Annotated in this window: 14 protein-coding genes; 2 read left to right on the top strand and 12 right to left on the bottom strand. The window is 54.7% G+C overall.

Features of this window, described 5'->3' with window-relative positions:
* The first annotated feature begins 169 nt into the window (after nucleotides 1-169).
* Entirely contained in the window at nucleotides 170-754 is a 585-nt protein-coding gene (locus J4645_RS04160; protein WP_001137605.1) for a nucleoside triphosphate pyrophosphatase, read from the top strand.
* A 71-nt stretch (nucleotides 755-825) separates the two neighbouring features.
* On the opposite strand, the gene J4645_RS04155 is transcribed toward J4645_RS04160, so the two are convergent.
* The 3 genes from J4645_RS04155 to rluC form a co-directional block, all read right to left on the bottom strand.
* The gene (locus tag J4645_RS04155; protein ID WP_000528427.1) at nucleotides 826-1,050 is read right to left on the bottom strand and encodes a hypothetical protein; all 225 of its coding nucleotides are present in this window, start codon (nucleotides 1,048-1,050) and stop codon (nucleotides 826-828) included.
* 202 nt (nucleotides 1,051-1,252) lie between these two features.
* On the bottom strand, nucleotides 1,253-1,996 hold the full coding sequence (locus J4645_RS04150) for a DUF3053 domain-containing protein (protein WP_077906407.1): 744 nt from the start codon (nucleotides 1,994-1,996) through the stop codon (nucleotides 1,253-1,255).
* 155 nt (nucleotides 1,997-2,151) lie between these two features.
* Complete coding sequence (rluC, locus tag J4645_RS04145; RefSeq protein ID WP_000846319.1) at nucleotides 2,152-3,111, bottom strand: 23S rRNA pseudouridine(955/2504/2580) synthase RluC; 960 nt, start codon at nucleotides 3,109-3,111, stop codon at nucleotides 2,152-2,154.
* 573 nt (nucleotides 3,112-3,684) lie between these two features.
* Between rluC and rne the strand changes: the two genes are divergently transcribed.
* On the top strand, nucleotides 3,685-6,891 hold the full coding sequence (gene rne, locus J4645_RS04140; RefSeq protein WP_023214967.1) for a ribonuclease E: 3,207 nt from the start codon (nucleotides 3,685-3,687) through the stop codon (nucleotides 6,889-6,891).
* 256 nt (nucleotides 6,892-7,147) lie between these two features.
* Here rne and flgL read toward each other — a convergent pair whose 3' ends face one another.
* From flgL to flgD, 9 genes are all read right to left on the bottom strand, one after another.
* Nucleotides 7,148-8,101, bottom strand: a complete 954-nt coding sequence (gene flgL, locus J4645_RS04135; RefSeq protein ID WP_001223032.1) for a flagellar hook-associated protein FlgL — start codon at nucleotides 8,099-8,101, stop codon at nucleotides 7,148-7,150.
* Between the two features lie 14 nt (nucleotides 8,102-8,115).
* Complete coding sequence (flgK, locus tag J4645_RS04130; RefSeq protein WP_000096425.1) at nucleotides 8,116-9,777, bottom strand: flagellar hook-associated protein FlgK; 1,662 nt, start codon at nucleotides 9,775-9,777, stop codon at nucleotides 8,116-8,118.
* A gap of 64 nt (nucleotides 9,778-9,841) precedes the next feature.
* Nucleotides 9,842-10,792, bottom strand: coding sequence for a flagellar assembly peptidoglycan hydrolase FlgJ (flgJ, locus tag J4645_RS04125; protein ID WP_000578685.1), 951 nt, complete (start codon nucleotides 10,790-10,792; stop codon nucleotides 9,842-9,844).
* Nucleotides 10,792-11,889 (bottom strand): flagellar basal body P-ring protein FlgI, encoded by a 1,098-nt coding sequence (locus J4645_RS04120; RefSeq protein ID WP_001518955.1) that lies wholly within the window; start codon nucleotides 11,887-11,889, stop codon nucleotides 10,792-10,794. The genes flgJ and J4645_RS04120 overlap by 1 nt, the downstream gene beginning before the upstream one ends.
* Before the next feature lie 11 nt (nucleotides 11,890-11,900).
* Nucleotides 11,901-12,599 carry a flagellar basal body L-ring protein FlgH gene (gene flgH / locus J4645_RS04115; protein WP_001174897.1) on the bottom strand — a complete coding sequence of 233 codons (699 nt, stop codon included), beginning with the start codon at nucleotides 12,597-12,599 and terminating at the stop codon, nucleotides 11,901-11,903.
* A 54-nt stretch (nucleotides 12,600-12,653) separates the two neighbouring features.
* Complete coding sequence (gene flgG, locus J4645_RS04110) at nucleotides 12,654-13,436, bottom strand: flagellar basal-body rod protein FlgG (RefSeq protein ID WP_000625851.1); 783 nt, start codon at nucleotides 13,434-13,436, stop codon at nucleotides 12,654-12,656.
* Between the two features lie 13 nt (nucleotides 13,437-13,449).
* On the bottom strand, nucleotides 13,450-14,205 hold the full coding sequence (locus J4645_RS04105) for a flagellar basal body rod protein FlgF (RefSeq protein WP_000349278.1): 756 nt from the start codon (nucleotides 14,203-14,205) through the stop codon (nucleotides 13,450-13,452).
* A 20-nt stretch (nucleotides 14,206-14,225) separates the two neighbouring features.
* Nucleotides 14,226-15,437: a flagellar hook protein FlgE gene (flgE, locus tag J4645_RS04100; RefSeq protein ID WP_000010562.1), complete on the bottom strand. Its 1,212-nt coding sequence runs from the start codon at nucleotides 15,435-15,437 to the stop codon at nucleotides 14,226-14,228.
* A gap of 26 nt (nucleotides 15,438-15,463) precedes the next feature.
* Entirely contained in the window at nucleotides 15,464-16,162 is a 699-nt protein-coding gene (gene flgD, locus J4645_RS04095; protein WP_000020450.1) for a flagellar hook assembly protein FlgD, read from the bottom strand.
* Nucleotides 16,163-16,168: the final 6 nt, after the last annotated feature.

Below are 16,168 nucleotides of genomic sequence, written 5' to 3'. Positions count from 1 at the left end.
TATAGTCAAAGAAAAAGGCAGCCTGCGGTTGCCTTTTGCCAATAATTCGCACACATTGCGGGTTACAGACTTATTTTCGCTCAAGACGAGTCAGTATGACAGGCTTGAAGACCGAAGAGCATAGTTTAAGATGGCTCTCATCATTACGCTATATCTGAGGGAAAAAAATATGCCCCGTCTCATCCTTGCGTCTACCTCTCCCTGGCGTCGCGCGCTGCTGGAAAAGCTGACGATTCCTTTCGAATGCGCCGCGCCGGATGTTGATGAAACCCCCATGCCGGGCGAAGCGCCGCGTCAGTTGGTGCTGCGGCTGGCGCAGGCTAAGGCGCAATCGCTCGCCGCGCGTTTCCCGAATCATTTGATTATTGGCTCCGACCAAATTTGTGTTCTGGACGGCGAAATCACCGGCAAACCGCTGACGGAAGAAAAAGCGCGTCAGCAATTAGCCAAAGCCAGCGGAAATATTGTGACGTTTTATACCGGACTGGCACTGTATAACTCCGCCTCCGGGCACTTACAAACCGAAGTGGAGCCTTTTGACGTTCATTTTCGCCATTTAAGCGAAGCGGAAATAGACGACTATGTCCGTAAAGAGCATCCGCTGCACTGCGCGGGAAGTTTTAAAAGCGAAGGTTTAGGCATTGCATTATTTGAACGCCTGGAGGGTCGCGATCCGAACACGCTGATCGGCTTGCCGCTTATTGCCCTGTGCCAGATGCTGCGACGGGAGGGCTTCAACCCGCTACAGCAGTAAACGGCCTACTCTGTAGGCTTTTCAAATACCGCTAAAAGCCGTTTCTGCACGTGTTGGTAGCTATCTCCCGTTTATAGGGGAGCAGTTTCGACCGCTTCCAGTTCTAACCAACTGGAAAGCGCTTGTTGTGAACAATTTAGCGCCTGCCGATCTTCACTCTCTTCGTGCGGGCCCGTTTCCTGGTCAATCCATTCACCGACCAGAAAAAAAGCATTGGCATTACGAACTGATGTACGGTGCGTTTTATCCCATAGGGTATCAACAGCGGTATACGTGCGCGTTAAAGAATTCCCCATCTCAGTTCAGTTTTGTAAAAACACGTGTTCTCAATACTCGCCTGACGCGCTCTACGGCGTCAAAAGCGGCTTACGAACTTATTCTCGCGAGCAACTCTCAGGACGTTTACTGTCCTGAAACCTTCCCCTTGCGACTCGTTAAATTCCATCTCGCGATGAGTTTACGCCCCCCTAACATTGCTTCACCTCACGACACATTCCTTTAATTAACGCCGCCAGCATCAGCCGCATCTTGTTGACTATTTATAAATTCAACCATCTGCTGAGTAAGATGGTTTATATCATTCTGCGTAATGAAAAAATTAAATTGTTGATCCTGAAAGTGTTCTTTTGCTGCCAGGTCGGCAAAAACCGCTTTTCCATTCGTTTCAAAGCGGACTTTATTTCCCTGTTTTTGCAGAAACTCGCCCATTGCGACCAGTTGGTCGAGCCGCTTTCCGCGCAGAAAATAATAGCGAGTCATCGTCTCATCCAGCGGTGTTACGGTTTTATTCCACGCAGCGTCAAAGACAAGCTTCACATCAGAGGGGAACTTTAAAGCAGAATGTTTTTTTCTGTTTTCACTACTCACATTTTTCAACCGAAGGATAAATCGATTGTTTACGTCGCGAGCCACACGTAGCTCGTTCAGGAAAACCAGATTATCACGCTCAGACTGAATAACACCGGTGATCTTATCCTCCTGGCCGGTCTCATACACCACAGCAAAGATTTGCCCGTAGGCAGCTAATAGTACATCGTAGTCATCGGCGTAATGACCAAAAGCCTGACGTTGGGCTGGCGTCAACTCACAGACGCCCACCACGGGAGACGTAATGATTTGCGTATTCAAATACTCAACGAAAGCCCGTCGTGAACTATCGCCCTTTCCTTCGCAACCGGTCAGCATCGCGATCACGAGCGGCACGATAACGTATTTTCCCCAACGCTGAGTAAATGAGCGCATCCAGCTAGTATTGGCCATCTGTTCGTCCTTAAACACGCCGAAATCCGGATCGCAAGAATAAACAGTGCACAACGGTAAAAATGCGTCGGATACAGCAAAACAAAAATATTATGAGAAAAGTGAGATTCGGGCAGATAACCTGCCCGAAAGAGGAACTATTTTGCGTTACGCAGCACCTGCAGACAGCGCTTCAGGGCGTTATCCATTGGCGCTTCAATGCGCATGACTTCGCCCGTTCCCGGATGCGTGAACTTCAGCGCCGCGGCGTGCAGAAAGAGACGTTTAAGACCGGTTCCCGCTTCGGTAAGCTGTTGATCAAACTCACGGTCGCCGTAGCGATCGTCGAACGCAATAGGGTGACCGGCATATTGGGTATGTACGCGAATCTGATGCGTACGGCCCGTTACCGGGCTACAGCGCACCAGCGTGGCGAAGGCATAGCGCTCTTCCACCTTGAAGCGCGTTTCTGACGGTTTGCCTTCCTGGCTCACGCGAACAATGCGTTCGCCGCTTTGCAGAATGTTCTTTAATAATGGCGCCTGTACGGTTTTAACGTGCGATTGCCACTGGCCGCGCACCAGCGCCAGATAATCTTTCTGCATTCCCTTTTCGCGCAGTTGCTCATGCAGCGAACGCAGCGCGGAGCGTTTTTTCGCCACCAACAGCACGCCGGAGGTATCGCGGTCAAGACGATGCACCAGTTCCAGGAATCGCGCTTCCGGGCGCAATGCCCGCAGCCCTTCGATGACGCCGAAACTTAACCCGCTCCCGCCGTGTACGGCGGTGCCGGAAGGCTTATTCAGCACCAGAATATGGTCGTCTTCATACAAAATGACGTCCGCCAACGCCGCCACTTTTTGCAAATGCGGCGACACGGCCTCTTCTTCGCGTTCAGCAACGCGAACCGGCGGAATGCGGACTTCATCGCCCGCTTCCAGTTTGTATTCCGGTTTAATGCGTTTTTTGTTCACCCGCACCTCGCCTTTACGCAAGATGCGATAAATCATACTTTTTGGTACCCCTTTCAGTTGGGTGCGCAAAAAGTTATCAATGCGTTGCCCCGCTTCGTCAGCGGCGATAGCAACAATTTTTACGGATGGCGTTTCTGTTTTCATGGGGGGCGATTCTAAATAGCCTGTGAGATTCGCGCCACACATTTTTCTATGCTTATAGAGACGTCTACGCCAGTGGATGAACATTTTTCACTGCGGTTTTGCTGGTTATTAAAGCGATTGGCTCACGCTGGTGAAAAAACTGTGAGTAAGCGGGTGATAAATGGTAAAAGTCATCTTGCTATAACAAGGTTAGCAGTGGAATAATGATGCGGTTTCCGCACCGAAACTTGTTAAAACAAAAAGTTTAGCGGAATAACCCATTTTGTCTGACCGATCATCAACGCAGCAATGGCGTAAGACGTATTGATTTTTCAGACAGTTAGCGGGCTGCGGGTTGCAGTCCTTACCGGTAGATAGGATCTTCTCTGGAGAGTAATGCCCAGGCTGCTTCCCTGATAATTGCGCTGTGTTTCCGTATGAAATACAGGCAACCGACACTCTGCGCCTCTTTGAGCTGACGATAACCGTGAGGTTGGCGACGCGAAATAGTCACGAGGCCATCGGTTCATGCCCGGTAAGGCGTCACCATGCCCGCAGCTTAGTCGTCAACGTAAGAATAATGAGTAAGTTACGATGAAAAGAATGTTAATCAACGCGACTCAGCAGGAAGAGTTGCGCGTCGCCCTTGTAGATGGGCAGCGTCTGTACGATCTGGATATAGAAAGCCCCGGACACGAGCAGAAAAAAGCGAACATCTATAAAGGCAAAATTACCCGTATTGAACCGAGCCTGGAAGCGGCTTTTGTTGATTACGGCGCAGAACGCCACGGTTTCCTCCCGTTAAAAGAAATTGCCCGCGAATATTTCCCCGCTAACTACAGCGCTCATGGTCGCCCGAACATTAAAGACGTGTTACGCGAAGGCCAGGAAGTCATTGTTCAAATCGATAAAGAAGAGCGCGGCAACAAAGGCGCGGCGTTAACCACCTTTATCAGTCTGGCGGGCAGCTACCTGGTGCTGATGCCGAATAACCCGCGCGCGGGTGGTATTTCCCGTCGCATTGAAGGCGACGATCGTACCGAGTTAAAAGAAGCGTTGGCCAGCCTGGAACTTCCTGAAGGGATGGGGCTTATCGTGCGTACCGCGGGCGTGGGTAAATCCGCCGAAGCGTTGCAGTGGGATTTAAGCTTTCGCCTGAAACACTGGGAAGCCATTCAGAAAGCCGCTGAAAGCCGTCCCGCGCCGTTCCTGATCCATCAAGAAAGCAACGTCATCGTACGCGCGTTTCGCGACTATCTGCGTCAGGATATCGGTGAAATCCTGATCGACAATCCAAAAGTGATGGAAATGGCGCGTCAGCATATCGCCGCGTTGGGCCGCCCGGATTTTAGCAGCAAAATTAAGCTGTACACCGGTGAAATCCCGTTGTTCAGCCATTACCAGATCGAATCGCAGATCGAATCAGCGTTTCAGCGTGAAGTGCGCCTGCCCTCCGGCGGCTCCATCGTCATTGACAGTACCGAAGCGTTAACCGCTATCGATATCAACTCCGCCCGCGCGACTCGCGGCGGCGATATCGAAGAAACGGCGTTTAATACCAACCTGGAAGCAGCCGATGAAATTGCCCGCCAGCTGCGTCTGCGCGACCTGGGCGGCCTGATCGTTATCGACTTTATCGATATGACGCCGGTACGTCACCAGCGCGCGGTAGAAAACCGCCTGCGTGAAGCGGTGCGTCAGGACCGGGCGCGTATTCAGATTAGCCATATTTCCCGCTTCGGCCTGCTCGAAATGTCGCGTCAGCGCCTGAGCCCGTCGCTGGGCGAATCCAGCCATCACGTGTGTCCGCGCTGTAGCGGTACCGGCACCGTGCGCGATAACGAATCTCTGTCGCTGTCCATTCTGCGCCTGATTGAAGAAGAAGCGCTGAAAGAGAATACGCAGGAAGTCCATGCCATTGTTCCGGTGCCGATCGCCTCTTATCTGCTTAACGAAAAACGGACGGCAGTTAACGCTATTGAGACGCGTCAGGATGGCGTCCGCTGTGTCATCGTCCCGAACGATCAGATGGAAACGCCGCACTATTCCGTGCTGCGCGTACGCAAAGGGGAAGAAACGCCGACCCTGAGCTACATGCTGCCGAAGCTGCACGAAGAAGCGATGGCGCTGCCTTCTGAAGAAGAGTACGCCGAGCGTAAACGCCCGGAACAGCCTGCGCTGGCGACATTCGCTATGCCAGATGTGCCTCCGGCGCCGACGCCTGTCGAACCGGCGGTTAGCGTCGCCACGGCGAAAAAGGATAATGTTGCCGCCGCGCAGCCTGCCCAGCCGGGTCTGTTTAGCCGCTTCCTAAACGCGCTGAAACAACTGTTCAGCGGTGAAGAAACGAAAGCCGTCGAAACAGCCGCGCCGAAAGCGGAAGAAAAAGCGGAGCGTCAGCAGGATCGTCGCAAGCCACGGCAGAACAACCGTCGCGATCGTAACGAACGCCGCGACACCCGTGATAACCGTGCCGGACGTGACGGCGGCGAGAGCCGCGACGATAATCGTCGTAACCGTCGCCAGGCGCAGCAGCAAAATGCGGAAGCGCGCGATACCCGCCAGCAGGAAACGGCGGAAAAAGTGAAAACCAGCGATGAGCAGCAACAGACGCCGCGTCGCGAACGCAGCCGCCGTCGCAATGATGACAAACGCCAGGCGCAGCAGGAAGTAAAAGCGCTTAACCGCGAAGAGCAGCCTGTCCAGGAGACCGAGCAGGAAGAACGCGTTCAGCAGGTTCAGCCGCGCCGCAAGCAGCGTCAGCTTAATCAGAAAGTCCGCTTTACCAACAGCGCAGTGGTTGAAACGGTTGATACGCCAGTCGTCGTCGACGAACCACGCCCGGTTGAAAACGTTGAACAGCCCGTTCCAGCGCCGCGTACCGAATTGGCGAAAGTTGATTTACCTGTCGTTGCCGATATCACGCCGGAGCAGGATGATAGCGTAGAACCTCGCGATAATACCGGTATGCCGCGTCGCTCCCGTCGTTCTCCGCGCCACCTGCGCGTAAGCGGTCAACGTCGCCGTCGCTATCGTGACGAGCGCTACCCGACACAATCGCCGATGCCGCTAACCGTCGCCTGCGCGTCGCCGGAAATGGCGTCCGGTAAAGTCTGGATCCGCTACCCGATTGTCCGTCCTCAGGAAACGCAGGTTGTTGAAGAGCAGCGTGAAGCAGATCTGGCGCTGCCACAACCGGTTGTCGCTGAACCGCAGGTTATCGCTGCGACCGTAGCGTTAGAACCACAAGCGTCGGTACAGGCGGTAGAAAACGTTGCCGTTGAGCCGCAGACCGTCGCCGAACCACAGGCGCCGGAAGTCGTCGAGGTCGAGACAACGCATCCGGAAGTGATTGCCGCGCCGGTTGATGAACAGCCGCAACTGATTGCCGAAAGCGATACGCCGGAAGCGCAAGAGGTTATTGCTGACGCCGAACCGGTAGCAGAAACCGCCGACGCGTCCATTACGGTGGCTGAAAACGTGGCTGATGTTGTCGTTGTCGAGCCAGAAGAAGAGACAAAAGCGGAAGCGGCTGTTGTGGAGCACACGGCAGAAGAAACCGTTATCGCACCGGCCCAGGTGGTGGAAAAGCCGCAGGACGTTGTCTGCGTTGACGACGATCATAATCACGCCAGCGCGCCGATGACGCGTGCGCCAGCGCCGGAATATGTGCCGGAAACCCCGCACCATAGCGACTGGCAGCGCCCTTCCTTCCACTTTGAAGGTAAAGGCGCGGCAGGCGGACACAGCGCCACACGTGTCGCCAGCGCCCCGGCGACACGCCCACAGCCGGTAGAATGATGTAAATGCTGATACAAAGCCGACCGCCAGGTCGGCTTTTTTATGCCCCTTACAGGGCGATGCCTCACCCCATAGCGTCTTTTAGTCACTCCAGGCGTTTATGAGATCGGGCGGGATAATACGTACGGATGGCGTCGCTACGGGCGCGACAATATGACCACTAACTCAATGACGACTAAAAAAATGCCCGCGCCGGGGTGGATGGCGCGGGCAGACAAAACATATCCAGTTTCGTGATATGTTTCAAAAAGAGGCGTTACCGGTTCAACTGGAAAAGCGACATTCCCTGCATATCGGTAAACGTTTTATAGGACGCCTGTAATGCCGCCTGTTGCATGACGTAGGAGGAAATGACCGAGTTCCAGTCCACATCTACCAGGTTGCTCATCTGCAGTTTCTGTCCCAGCGCACGATCGCTTCCCAGTGAATCCAGCGTACTGAGTTCGCTCAGTTGCGTTCCCAGTTCCGCACGAACGGTCAGGACGTTATTAAGCGAATTTTTTAAGCCGCGATTGGTTTTATCAATGGCGGCAGCGGCCTTTTCTTTTTCCACGTCATTGCCTTCCACCGGGGTCTTGAGTGCGGCAATTGCCGTATCGAGCATGACAAACAGATTCTTTTCGGAGTCCGAGCCATCCGGTTCCGGCACCGCATTGCTGGTGATGCTATTAAAAATTTGCGCTCCCGTATGGCCAATTACCATCGTGCGTGCGGAATCCACCTGCTGGGTAACACTTTTCTCGCCGCCATGATAACCACCTGTCGCCTGGTCGAATGGCGCCGCTTCCGTTTTATACCCGGCAAAGATATAGCGACCATTGCCGTCAGTGCTGTTTGCCAGGTTCATCAGCTGATCGCGGATCCCCTGTAAATCCGTCGCCAGCGACGCGCGGTCATCGTCGCTTAACGTGCCGTTTCCGGCATAGACGATTTTTTCCTGCGCGGTTTGAATCGCCGTCGTCACCTGACTGAGTACGCTTTCTTCCAGCGACACTTTTTGGGTGGCAAACGTACGCGCCAGGGCGTACTGGCTATTCTGCGCCTGCGCCTGAGAGAGTACTACCGCCTGCGACGCGGCGATCGGATCGTCAGATGGGTTGGTAACGCGCTTACCGGTAGACATCTGCTCGCCCAGCTTCATCCATTCGGCCTGAGAATTAGTGATGCCGCTCATATTTTGTTCGTACATCATCTGGGTACTGATACGCATGTCATCCTTCTCCTTTAGCGAATATTCAGTAACGCATCAAACAGCGCATTCGCGGTCTGCAATACTTGCGCATTCGCCAGATAATACTGCTGATAACGCTGCAAATTGCCGTACTCTTCGTCGAGGTTAACGCCGGAAACCGACTGTTGCTGTTTATAAAGCTGTTTAACCACATTCGCCTGCGTGGTGCTGCTGGTTTTCAGCGTTGACGTTTTGTTACCCACATCGCTGACCAACGTGGCATAAGCATCGTTAAAGGTTTTGTTGCCGCCCACTACATTGCTGTTTTGTAAGTCCAGCAATGCCTGACCATTGCGGTTATCGCTGTCGCCGGTATCCACATCAGGATCGAGTTTTGACTCAGACGCCATCGCAATCTCGGCTTCATTTGTCACTTTAACGTTCATGTCGACGATAGCATTGCTGACCGGCTTGAGAAGAAAACTGTCGTTTTTCTGTGCGCCGGTCCCTACCGTCACTTTCAGACCGTCAATCTCCAGTTTTCCGTCAGCATCTTTTGTCGCCGTGAAGGTGGTGTTATCCGCAGTGCGAGTAACCTGCCAGTCTGTACCGTCAAAAACAATCTTATAATCCGTCGCCTGAACCTTCGTGCTGTCGACCACCTTAGCGGTTAGCGATACCGTTTTATCGGCATTATTACTGTTGCTATATACCACCGGCGAGCCAATGCTAAAGAAGTCTTTCCCTTTATTGCCGTCGGCGTCATAACCTTTGGTATGCTGCGCGTTAAACGCATCGGCAAACGCCAACGCCAACTGGCCCAGCGTATTACGAGTCTGATCCAGATCCTGAGAACGGAACGTCAGTAGCCCGCCGAGCGAACCGGTGTTCAGCAACTTTTCCGGAATTTCGATGTTACCGGCAGCCTCATCGACATAAGCGACAGTCGTTCGCGTCGGGTCGGCGCTGGAGGGAACCGCCGCCAACTGACGCGCCGTCGACCCCTGCACCAGCGTATAGCCATTGGCCATCGTCAGGTTATAGGTGCCGCCGTCCTGTACACTCACCTCGACGCCAACGATCTTGTTAAGCTCGCTGACCAACTGATCACGCTGATCGAGCAGGTCGTTCGGCGATGCGCCCGCGCCTACGCCCGTCATACGGGAGATTTGATCGTTCAGGTTAGCTATCTGCTTCGCGTAATTGTTGATTTGCGCCACGCTGGAGCCAATCGCGATATTGACCTGTTTATCCTGATCGCGCAGATACTGATCGGTGGTTTTGAACTGGTTTACCAGCCCTTCCGCTTTACCAATCAGCGCCTGACGCGCCGCAGGATCTTCCGCATTACTGACTAACGTTTGCAGGCTGGTAAAAAAACTCTGCAACGAACCAGACAGTGAGCTGGATTTATCGGCCAGCAGGTTGTCGATTTTCGACATTTGTTCATAGCGCGTGGTCAAGCCGCTGCTCTGGTTTTGCGCGCCGCGTAGCTGATTAGTGATAAACGCATCATATTCGCGCTGTACGCCTGAAACGTAAACGCCATTACCTATCCAGCCGCCAGCCCCTAACGTACTGTTTGCCTGCGCCAGAATAGTTGTCTGCCGGGTATAACCCGCAACGTTATAATTGTTGATGTTATTACTGACGGTATTTAACGCGGCCTGCGCAGCGTTAAGTCCGCTCATGGCGTGATTAATCAAGCTGGACATGATGGTTCCTTTTAATCCTTCAATACTCGTTGTTATCGGCAGCGACTACGTGGACTTGAGCAATTTAAAAGAGATTGTCGAGATTCGCGCTGTAGGTTTTGCTGACCTTTTCACTCATCGCTTTCAACTGCTGAATCATGCTGGTCAATTTACGCGCGTAATTCGGGTCAGTGGCGTATCCGGCGTTTTGCAGGGCCACTGCGCCCTGCTCTGCCGTGGCGGCAGTGGTCACGGCAGCGTAGCGTGGGTTACGCGTTAACAGCGCGACATAATCCGATAACGCCTCCAGATACGAGCTATAGACGCGGAATTTCGCTTTCACTTTTTTCGCTTCGCCATTTTCGTATTCAGTGGTGGTGATTTCCGTCACCGGCCCTTTCCAACTGGCGGTCGCTTTCACGCCAAATACGTTATAGCTGGGTTCGCCATTCTCCCGCAGGATTTGCCGTTGCCCCCAGCCCGACTCCAGCGCCGCCTGCGCCAGAATCAGATGATGCGGCACCCCGCTTTGTTCGCTGGCCAGTCTCGCCGGGAGCGAAAGCCGGGCCAGAAAGTCTTTACTGTCGCCGGAGAGCGGCGCATCGCTGCTGTCCGGCGTTTTCGGTATGGCTTTGCGCACCAGTTGGGTCAGCGCCTGATTTTGATAGCTGTTTACCGTCTCCAGGGAGAATTTAAGCGGTACTTGCGGCGCGTCATCCGCAGGCATCGTCTGCCCGCCCGTCATCTGTTTAACCATCATATCCGCCAGCCCCAATCCCTTACCGGCGGTCATCTGCTGGGCGATCTGCTGGTCATACATGCTGGTATACAGACGCGTCTGATCGCTGCTGAATAAACCATCTTTGGGTAAAGCCTCGCGCATACTTTTCAGCATCATCTGCACAAACATCCCTTCCACCTGACGGGCCACAGGACGGATATTCGCCGCCGGGTCCTGGCCCGCTTTCGCTTTCAGTTCGTTCAGAGATTGCGCATCCCAGGCCGCGCTGGCCAGCAATTTACCGTCTCCGATCATCAGATGATTTCCAGTTTGGCGCGTAGACAGCCCGCGCTCTGCATGGACTGCAAAATCGACATCAGGTCCATCGGCGTCGCGCCAAGCGCATTCAGCGCACGCACTACGCTGTTCAGATTGGCGCTGGAACGCACGCTCTGTAGCGATCCGCCGCTCTGACGCAAATCTATCTGAGTCTGTGGCGTCACCACGGTCTGCCCGCCGCCAAATGGCGTATTCGGCTGGTTGACGTTGAGCTGGCGATTGACTGTCACTGACAAATTGCCCTGCGCCACAGCGCAGCTATCCAGCGTGACTTCCCGATTCATGACCACCGAACCGGTACGCGAGTTGATCACAACTTTTGCATCCTGCGGCGTCACGTTGACTTCCATATTTTGAATGTCCGCCAGAAAACGCACCTGCGAGCTGTTGCCGCTGGGCACGCGTACCTGTACCGTTCGCGCATCAAGCGCAGTGGCGCTGCCGTAACCGCGGGCGCGGTTGATGGCGTCCGTAATTTGCTGCGCCATCGTAAAATCTTCGTCGTTCAATTGCAGATTAATGGTGTTGCCAGCGCCGAACTGAGTCGGCAACTCACGTTCGATAATCGCGCCATTAGTGATGCGCCCGCCATTAAGCTGGTTAACCTGCACGCTACTGCCGCCTGCGGAAGCGCCCGCGCCGCCGACCAGAATATTGCCTTGCGCCAGAGCATACACCTGGCTGTCCACCCCTTTTAACGGCGTCATTAATAACGTCCCGCCACGCAGACTTTTAGCGTTCCCCATTGAGGAAACGACGACATCGATCGTTTGTCCCTGTCGCGCAAAAGGCGGATACGACGCCGTCACCATCACCGCCGCCACGTTTTTCAACTGCATGTTGGTGCCGGTGGGGACCGTAATCCCCAGTTGTGACAGCATGTTATTCAGCGTCTGGGTGGTAAATGGCGTCTGAGTCGTCTGGTCGCCCGTACCGTCCAACCCGACCACCAGCCCGTAGCCGATCAGCGAGTTTTCCCGTACTCCCTGGACACTGGTCAGATCCCGGATACGCTCGGCGTGCGCCAGAGTGGCAACCAGTGCCAGAACGATTCCTGCAAGAGCTTTAAACACATACACCTCGCTTACATCGGCGACAAATTAAGGAAGAAACGTTGCAGCCAGCCCATATTTTGCGCTTCGTTAATATAGCCGTTCCCGACATATTCAATCCGCGCATCCGCCACCTGTGTCGAGGGAACAGAGTTGCTGCCGCTGATGGTGCGTGGATTTACCACGCCGGAGAAGCGGATGAATTCCGTTCCCTGATTAATCGCGATCTGTTTTTCCCCCACGACGTGTAAATTGCCATTGGCCAGAACCTGATCGACGGTCACGGTCAGCGTGCCGCTAAAGGTATTGCTGGCATTCGCGCCGCCTTTGCCGTTAAAAGAGTTGCCGCCGGAGGCCTCCATATCCGCGCGGGAATTACCGAATAATCCCTGCAGATAACGCGGTACCGTATCAAAACCAAAACTGGTTTTGCCGTCGCGACTGGCATTTGCCGACGAGCTTTTACTGGCGCTGACGTTTTCCTGTAACACAATCGTGAGCGTATCGCCGATATTACGCGGTCGACGATCTTCAAAAAGCGGCTGATAGCCATAATTAATCGGCTGCGCAGACTGAAATATGGAGCCATTCGCCACCGGTACCGGGCCAGGTATCGGCTGCGCCGTGGTCGCCCCCTGCACAAGCGGTTTAGCGGGTATCCAGGCGCATCCTGTCAGCGTCGCGACCATCAGGGCCATAACTGGGTAAGCGTGAAGCGCGTATTTTTGCATTACCTTCATCTTCAAAATCAGGGAGCCGGTGGCGTATCCCCCACCGGCGGCCCCTTAGAGTTGCGTCAGTTTCTGCAGCATCTGATCGGTCGTCGATACTGCTTTACTGTTAATTTCATAGGCGCGTTGAACCTGAATCATGTTCACCAGCTCTTCCGCCACGTTAACGTTCGACGTTTCGACATACCCTTGATACAACAACCCCGCGCCGTTGAGCCCCGGCGTGCTTTCGTTCGGCGCGCCGGACGATTGCGTTTCGATATAGAGGTTCTCGCCAATGCTTTCCAGCCCGGTGTCGTTCATAAAGGTGGTCAGGTTAAGCTGCCCGACCTGAACCGGCGCGGCCTGCCCCTGCTGGGTAACGCTGACCACGCCGTCGCGGCCAATCGTGATGCTTAACGCGTTGGCCGGAATGGTGATTGCCGGCTGCACCTGAAAACCGCCCGCCGTCACCAGTTGACCATTCTGATCCACCTGGAAAGAGCCGTCGCGGGTATAGGCAGACGTACCGTCCGGCAGCATGACCTGGAAAAAGCCCTGCCCTTTAATCGCCACATCTTTACTGTTGTTGGTCTGCGACAGGTTCCCCTGACTGTGCAGACGCTCCGTGGCGACCGGACGCACGCCGGTACCGATTTGCAGCCCGGAAGGCAGCGTCGTCTGCTCGGACGACTGCGCGCCCGGCTGGCGGATGGTCTGATACAACAGATCTTCAAATACCGCGCGCTGACGCTTAAAACCATTGGTGCTGACGTTTGCCAGGTTATTGGCAATCACATCCATATTGGTTTGCTGCGCGTCCAGACCGGTTTTGGCGATCCATAATGAACTGATCATAAAATGTCCTGTATTAACTCATCGACAGCAGTTGGTTAGCTCGCCCTTCGTTCTCATCTACGCTGGTGATAACCTTCATCTGCATTTCAAAACGACGTGCGTTGGCGATCATGTCGGTCATGGCTTCAACCGGCTTGACGTTACTGCCCTCCAGCACGCCCGACATAATGCGAATTGACGGGTCGGCGGCCAGTACCGCCCCGCGTTCAGCCTGTGCCTCGGCGGTAAGGCGGAATAAACCGTCATCGCTCCGCTGCACCTCATTGCCTTCCGCTTTGACCAGCTTCAGTCGCCCAACGGGCGCCACCGTGTTTGGCGGGTCGCCGGGATTGAGCGCGGAGATCGTGCCGTCTGCCGCGATGGTGATTTCCGACCCTTCAGGAACGGTGATCGGGCCGCCTTCGCCGATAACCGGATGTCCCTGAATGGTTAACTGCCCGGTCGGCCCCACCTGGATATTCCCGTTACGGGTATATCCTTCAGCGCCATCCGCCGCTTGCACCACCAGCCAGCCGTCCTGCTGCAACGCAACATCCAGCGGGCGGGACGTGTAGTCCAACTGACCCGGGGTCATATCCGCCCCCGGCGTCGACGCCGTAACCAGCGTGCGCGTCGCTAAAGAGAGGCCATCAACGGGCACCGCGCGTAGCGCGTTAAGCTGCGCGCGAAAGCCCGGCGTTGAGGCATTAGCCAGGTTGCTAGCCGTTACCGCCTGCTGGTTAAGCGTCTGGCTGGCCGCCCCCATGGCGGTATAAATTGCGTGATCCATTAAGCTATCCCGTCAGGCGCTTAGCGCAGGTTAACCAGCGTATTGAGGATCTGGTCCTGGGTTTTGATGGTCTGCGCATTCGACTGGTAGTTACGCTGCGCTACGATCATATTCACCAGCTCTTTACTCAAATCCACGTTAGAGGCTTCCAGCGCGCCGTTCGTCAGCTTACCGAAGTTGCCGGAACCGGCAGTCCCCAGCAGCGCTACCCCGGAGGCCTGCGTCGCCGCCCAGACGTTATCGCCCTGGGATGCCAGACCTTCGTTGTTGGCGAAGTTAGCCAGCACTATCTGCCCCAGCACCTGCTCCTGCTCGTTGGAATAGTTGCCAACTACGGTGCCGTCGTTGTTAATCTGGTAGCTCACCAGGTCGCCCGGCTTATAGCCGTTCTGATTGGTGGCGACGATGTTGTTAGCCCCGGTGTTCTGCTGCATGGAGTTAAGGAAGCTGAGGGAGAAGGTGGCCGCTGTCGCGCCATTAATCGTACCGGTGGTGATGTTCACCGTACCGCCGGATTGCAGTGTCCCGTTTGCGTTAAATACCAGAGTGGTTGATGGTGCCGCCGGCGCTGTGGCTGCAGGATCGCTACTGTCATGGGTGTACACGGCCCATTCATTATCTTTGGTTTTCACAAAATAGACGTTCATGTCATGGGCATTACCCTGGCTGTCATAAACGGTGACGGTGCCTTTTTTGTTATACGAATCCGCATCACTCACGCTAAAGGGCGTTTTAGACGGTACAGGGTCCGTCGAGTTCAGGTTGATCTGCATTGACGCGGTGGTGGTCGATTTCGCCGCCATCAGCGTGTTCGGAATGGTGATCGGCGCAGGATTCGCCCCCTGCTGAATGGTCGGCGGCGTACCGGTGGCCGGATAGCCGGTCAACTGCATCCCCTGCATATTGACCAGGTTACGGTTCTCGTCCAGTTTGAACTGGCCGTTGCGGCTATAGAACACGGAACCGTTGCTGTCTACCAGGCGGAAAAAACCGTTCTGGCTAATCGCGACATCCAGCCCGCGCCCGGTGTTCGTTGTCGTACCGTCGGTAAAATCCTGGGTAATCCCCGCCACTTTTACGCCCAGCCCCACTTTGGAACCGGCAAACATATCGGCAAATGATGCCGTACCGGACTTAAAGCCATAGGTGGCGGAGTTGGCGATGTTATTACCGATAACATCAAGGTTGGTGGCCGCAGCGTTCAGGCCGCTAACCGCTTGAGAAAAAGACATGACTGACTCCTGATAAGTGTAAGGGCTTAGATTATTTGCCGAACTTCGTCGAGTGTGGTGGTGCCGTAGGTACCCAGATCCAACAGGTTGCCGTTACTGCCCTTCGTCACGCCCTGTACCAGAGCGAATTGCAGCGGCTGCGCCACCAGTTGCGTCCCGCCATTGCTGGCGGTAATCGCAATGTTGTAAGAACCATTCGGTACCGTTGTTCCGTCCGTTTGCTTACCATCCCAGGTAAAGGTGTGTACCCCGGCTCGCAACTCACCGATCTCCAGCGTCCGTACCACCCGGCCATCTTTATCGGTAATGGTTGCCGTCACTTTGTCCGCAGGCTGTTGCAATTCCACGCCAAACGGCGTCGTGGACGTCACGGCCCCTTCTTCCGCGCCTTTACCCGCCAGAATTGTGGTGCCAGGCACCATAACGCCATGCCCAATCAGCGTGGTCGCCTGTAGGGACTGACTATTATCGATTTGCCCGGAAATAGCCCCCAGCGTCGTATTCAGTTTTTCAATGCCGCTCACGGTACTGATTTGCGCCAACTGTGTCGTTAACTCATTATTTTGTAATGGGTTAGTCGGGTCCTGGTTCTTCAATTGCGCGACCAGTAAGGTCAGGAAACTGCTTTGCAGATCGGCAGCGTTGCTTCCGGTCATCGACCCGCTGCCGGTCGTCGTTTTGACGCCCGTGTTGGTCGGGTCATTCATATTTACGGCAATAGACATACGCGC

Origin of the sequence: Salmonella sp. 32082101201600294FB01SM01 (assembly GCF_017572865.1) — a bacterium.
Taxonomy (GTDB): Bacteria; Pseudomonadota; Gammaproteobacteria; order Enterobacterales; family Enterobacteriaceae; genus Salmonella; species Salmonella enterica.
The sequence above is the reverse complement of the archived record's forward strand: the minus strand, read 5'-3'. Positions and strand labels throughout refer to the sequence as shown.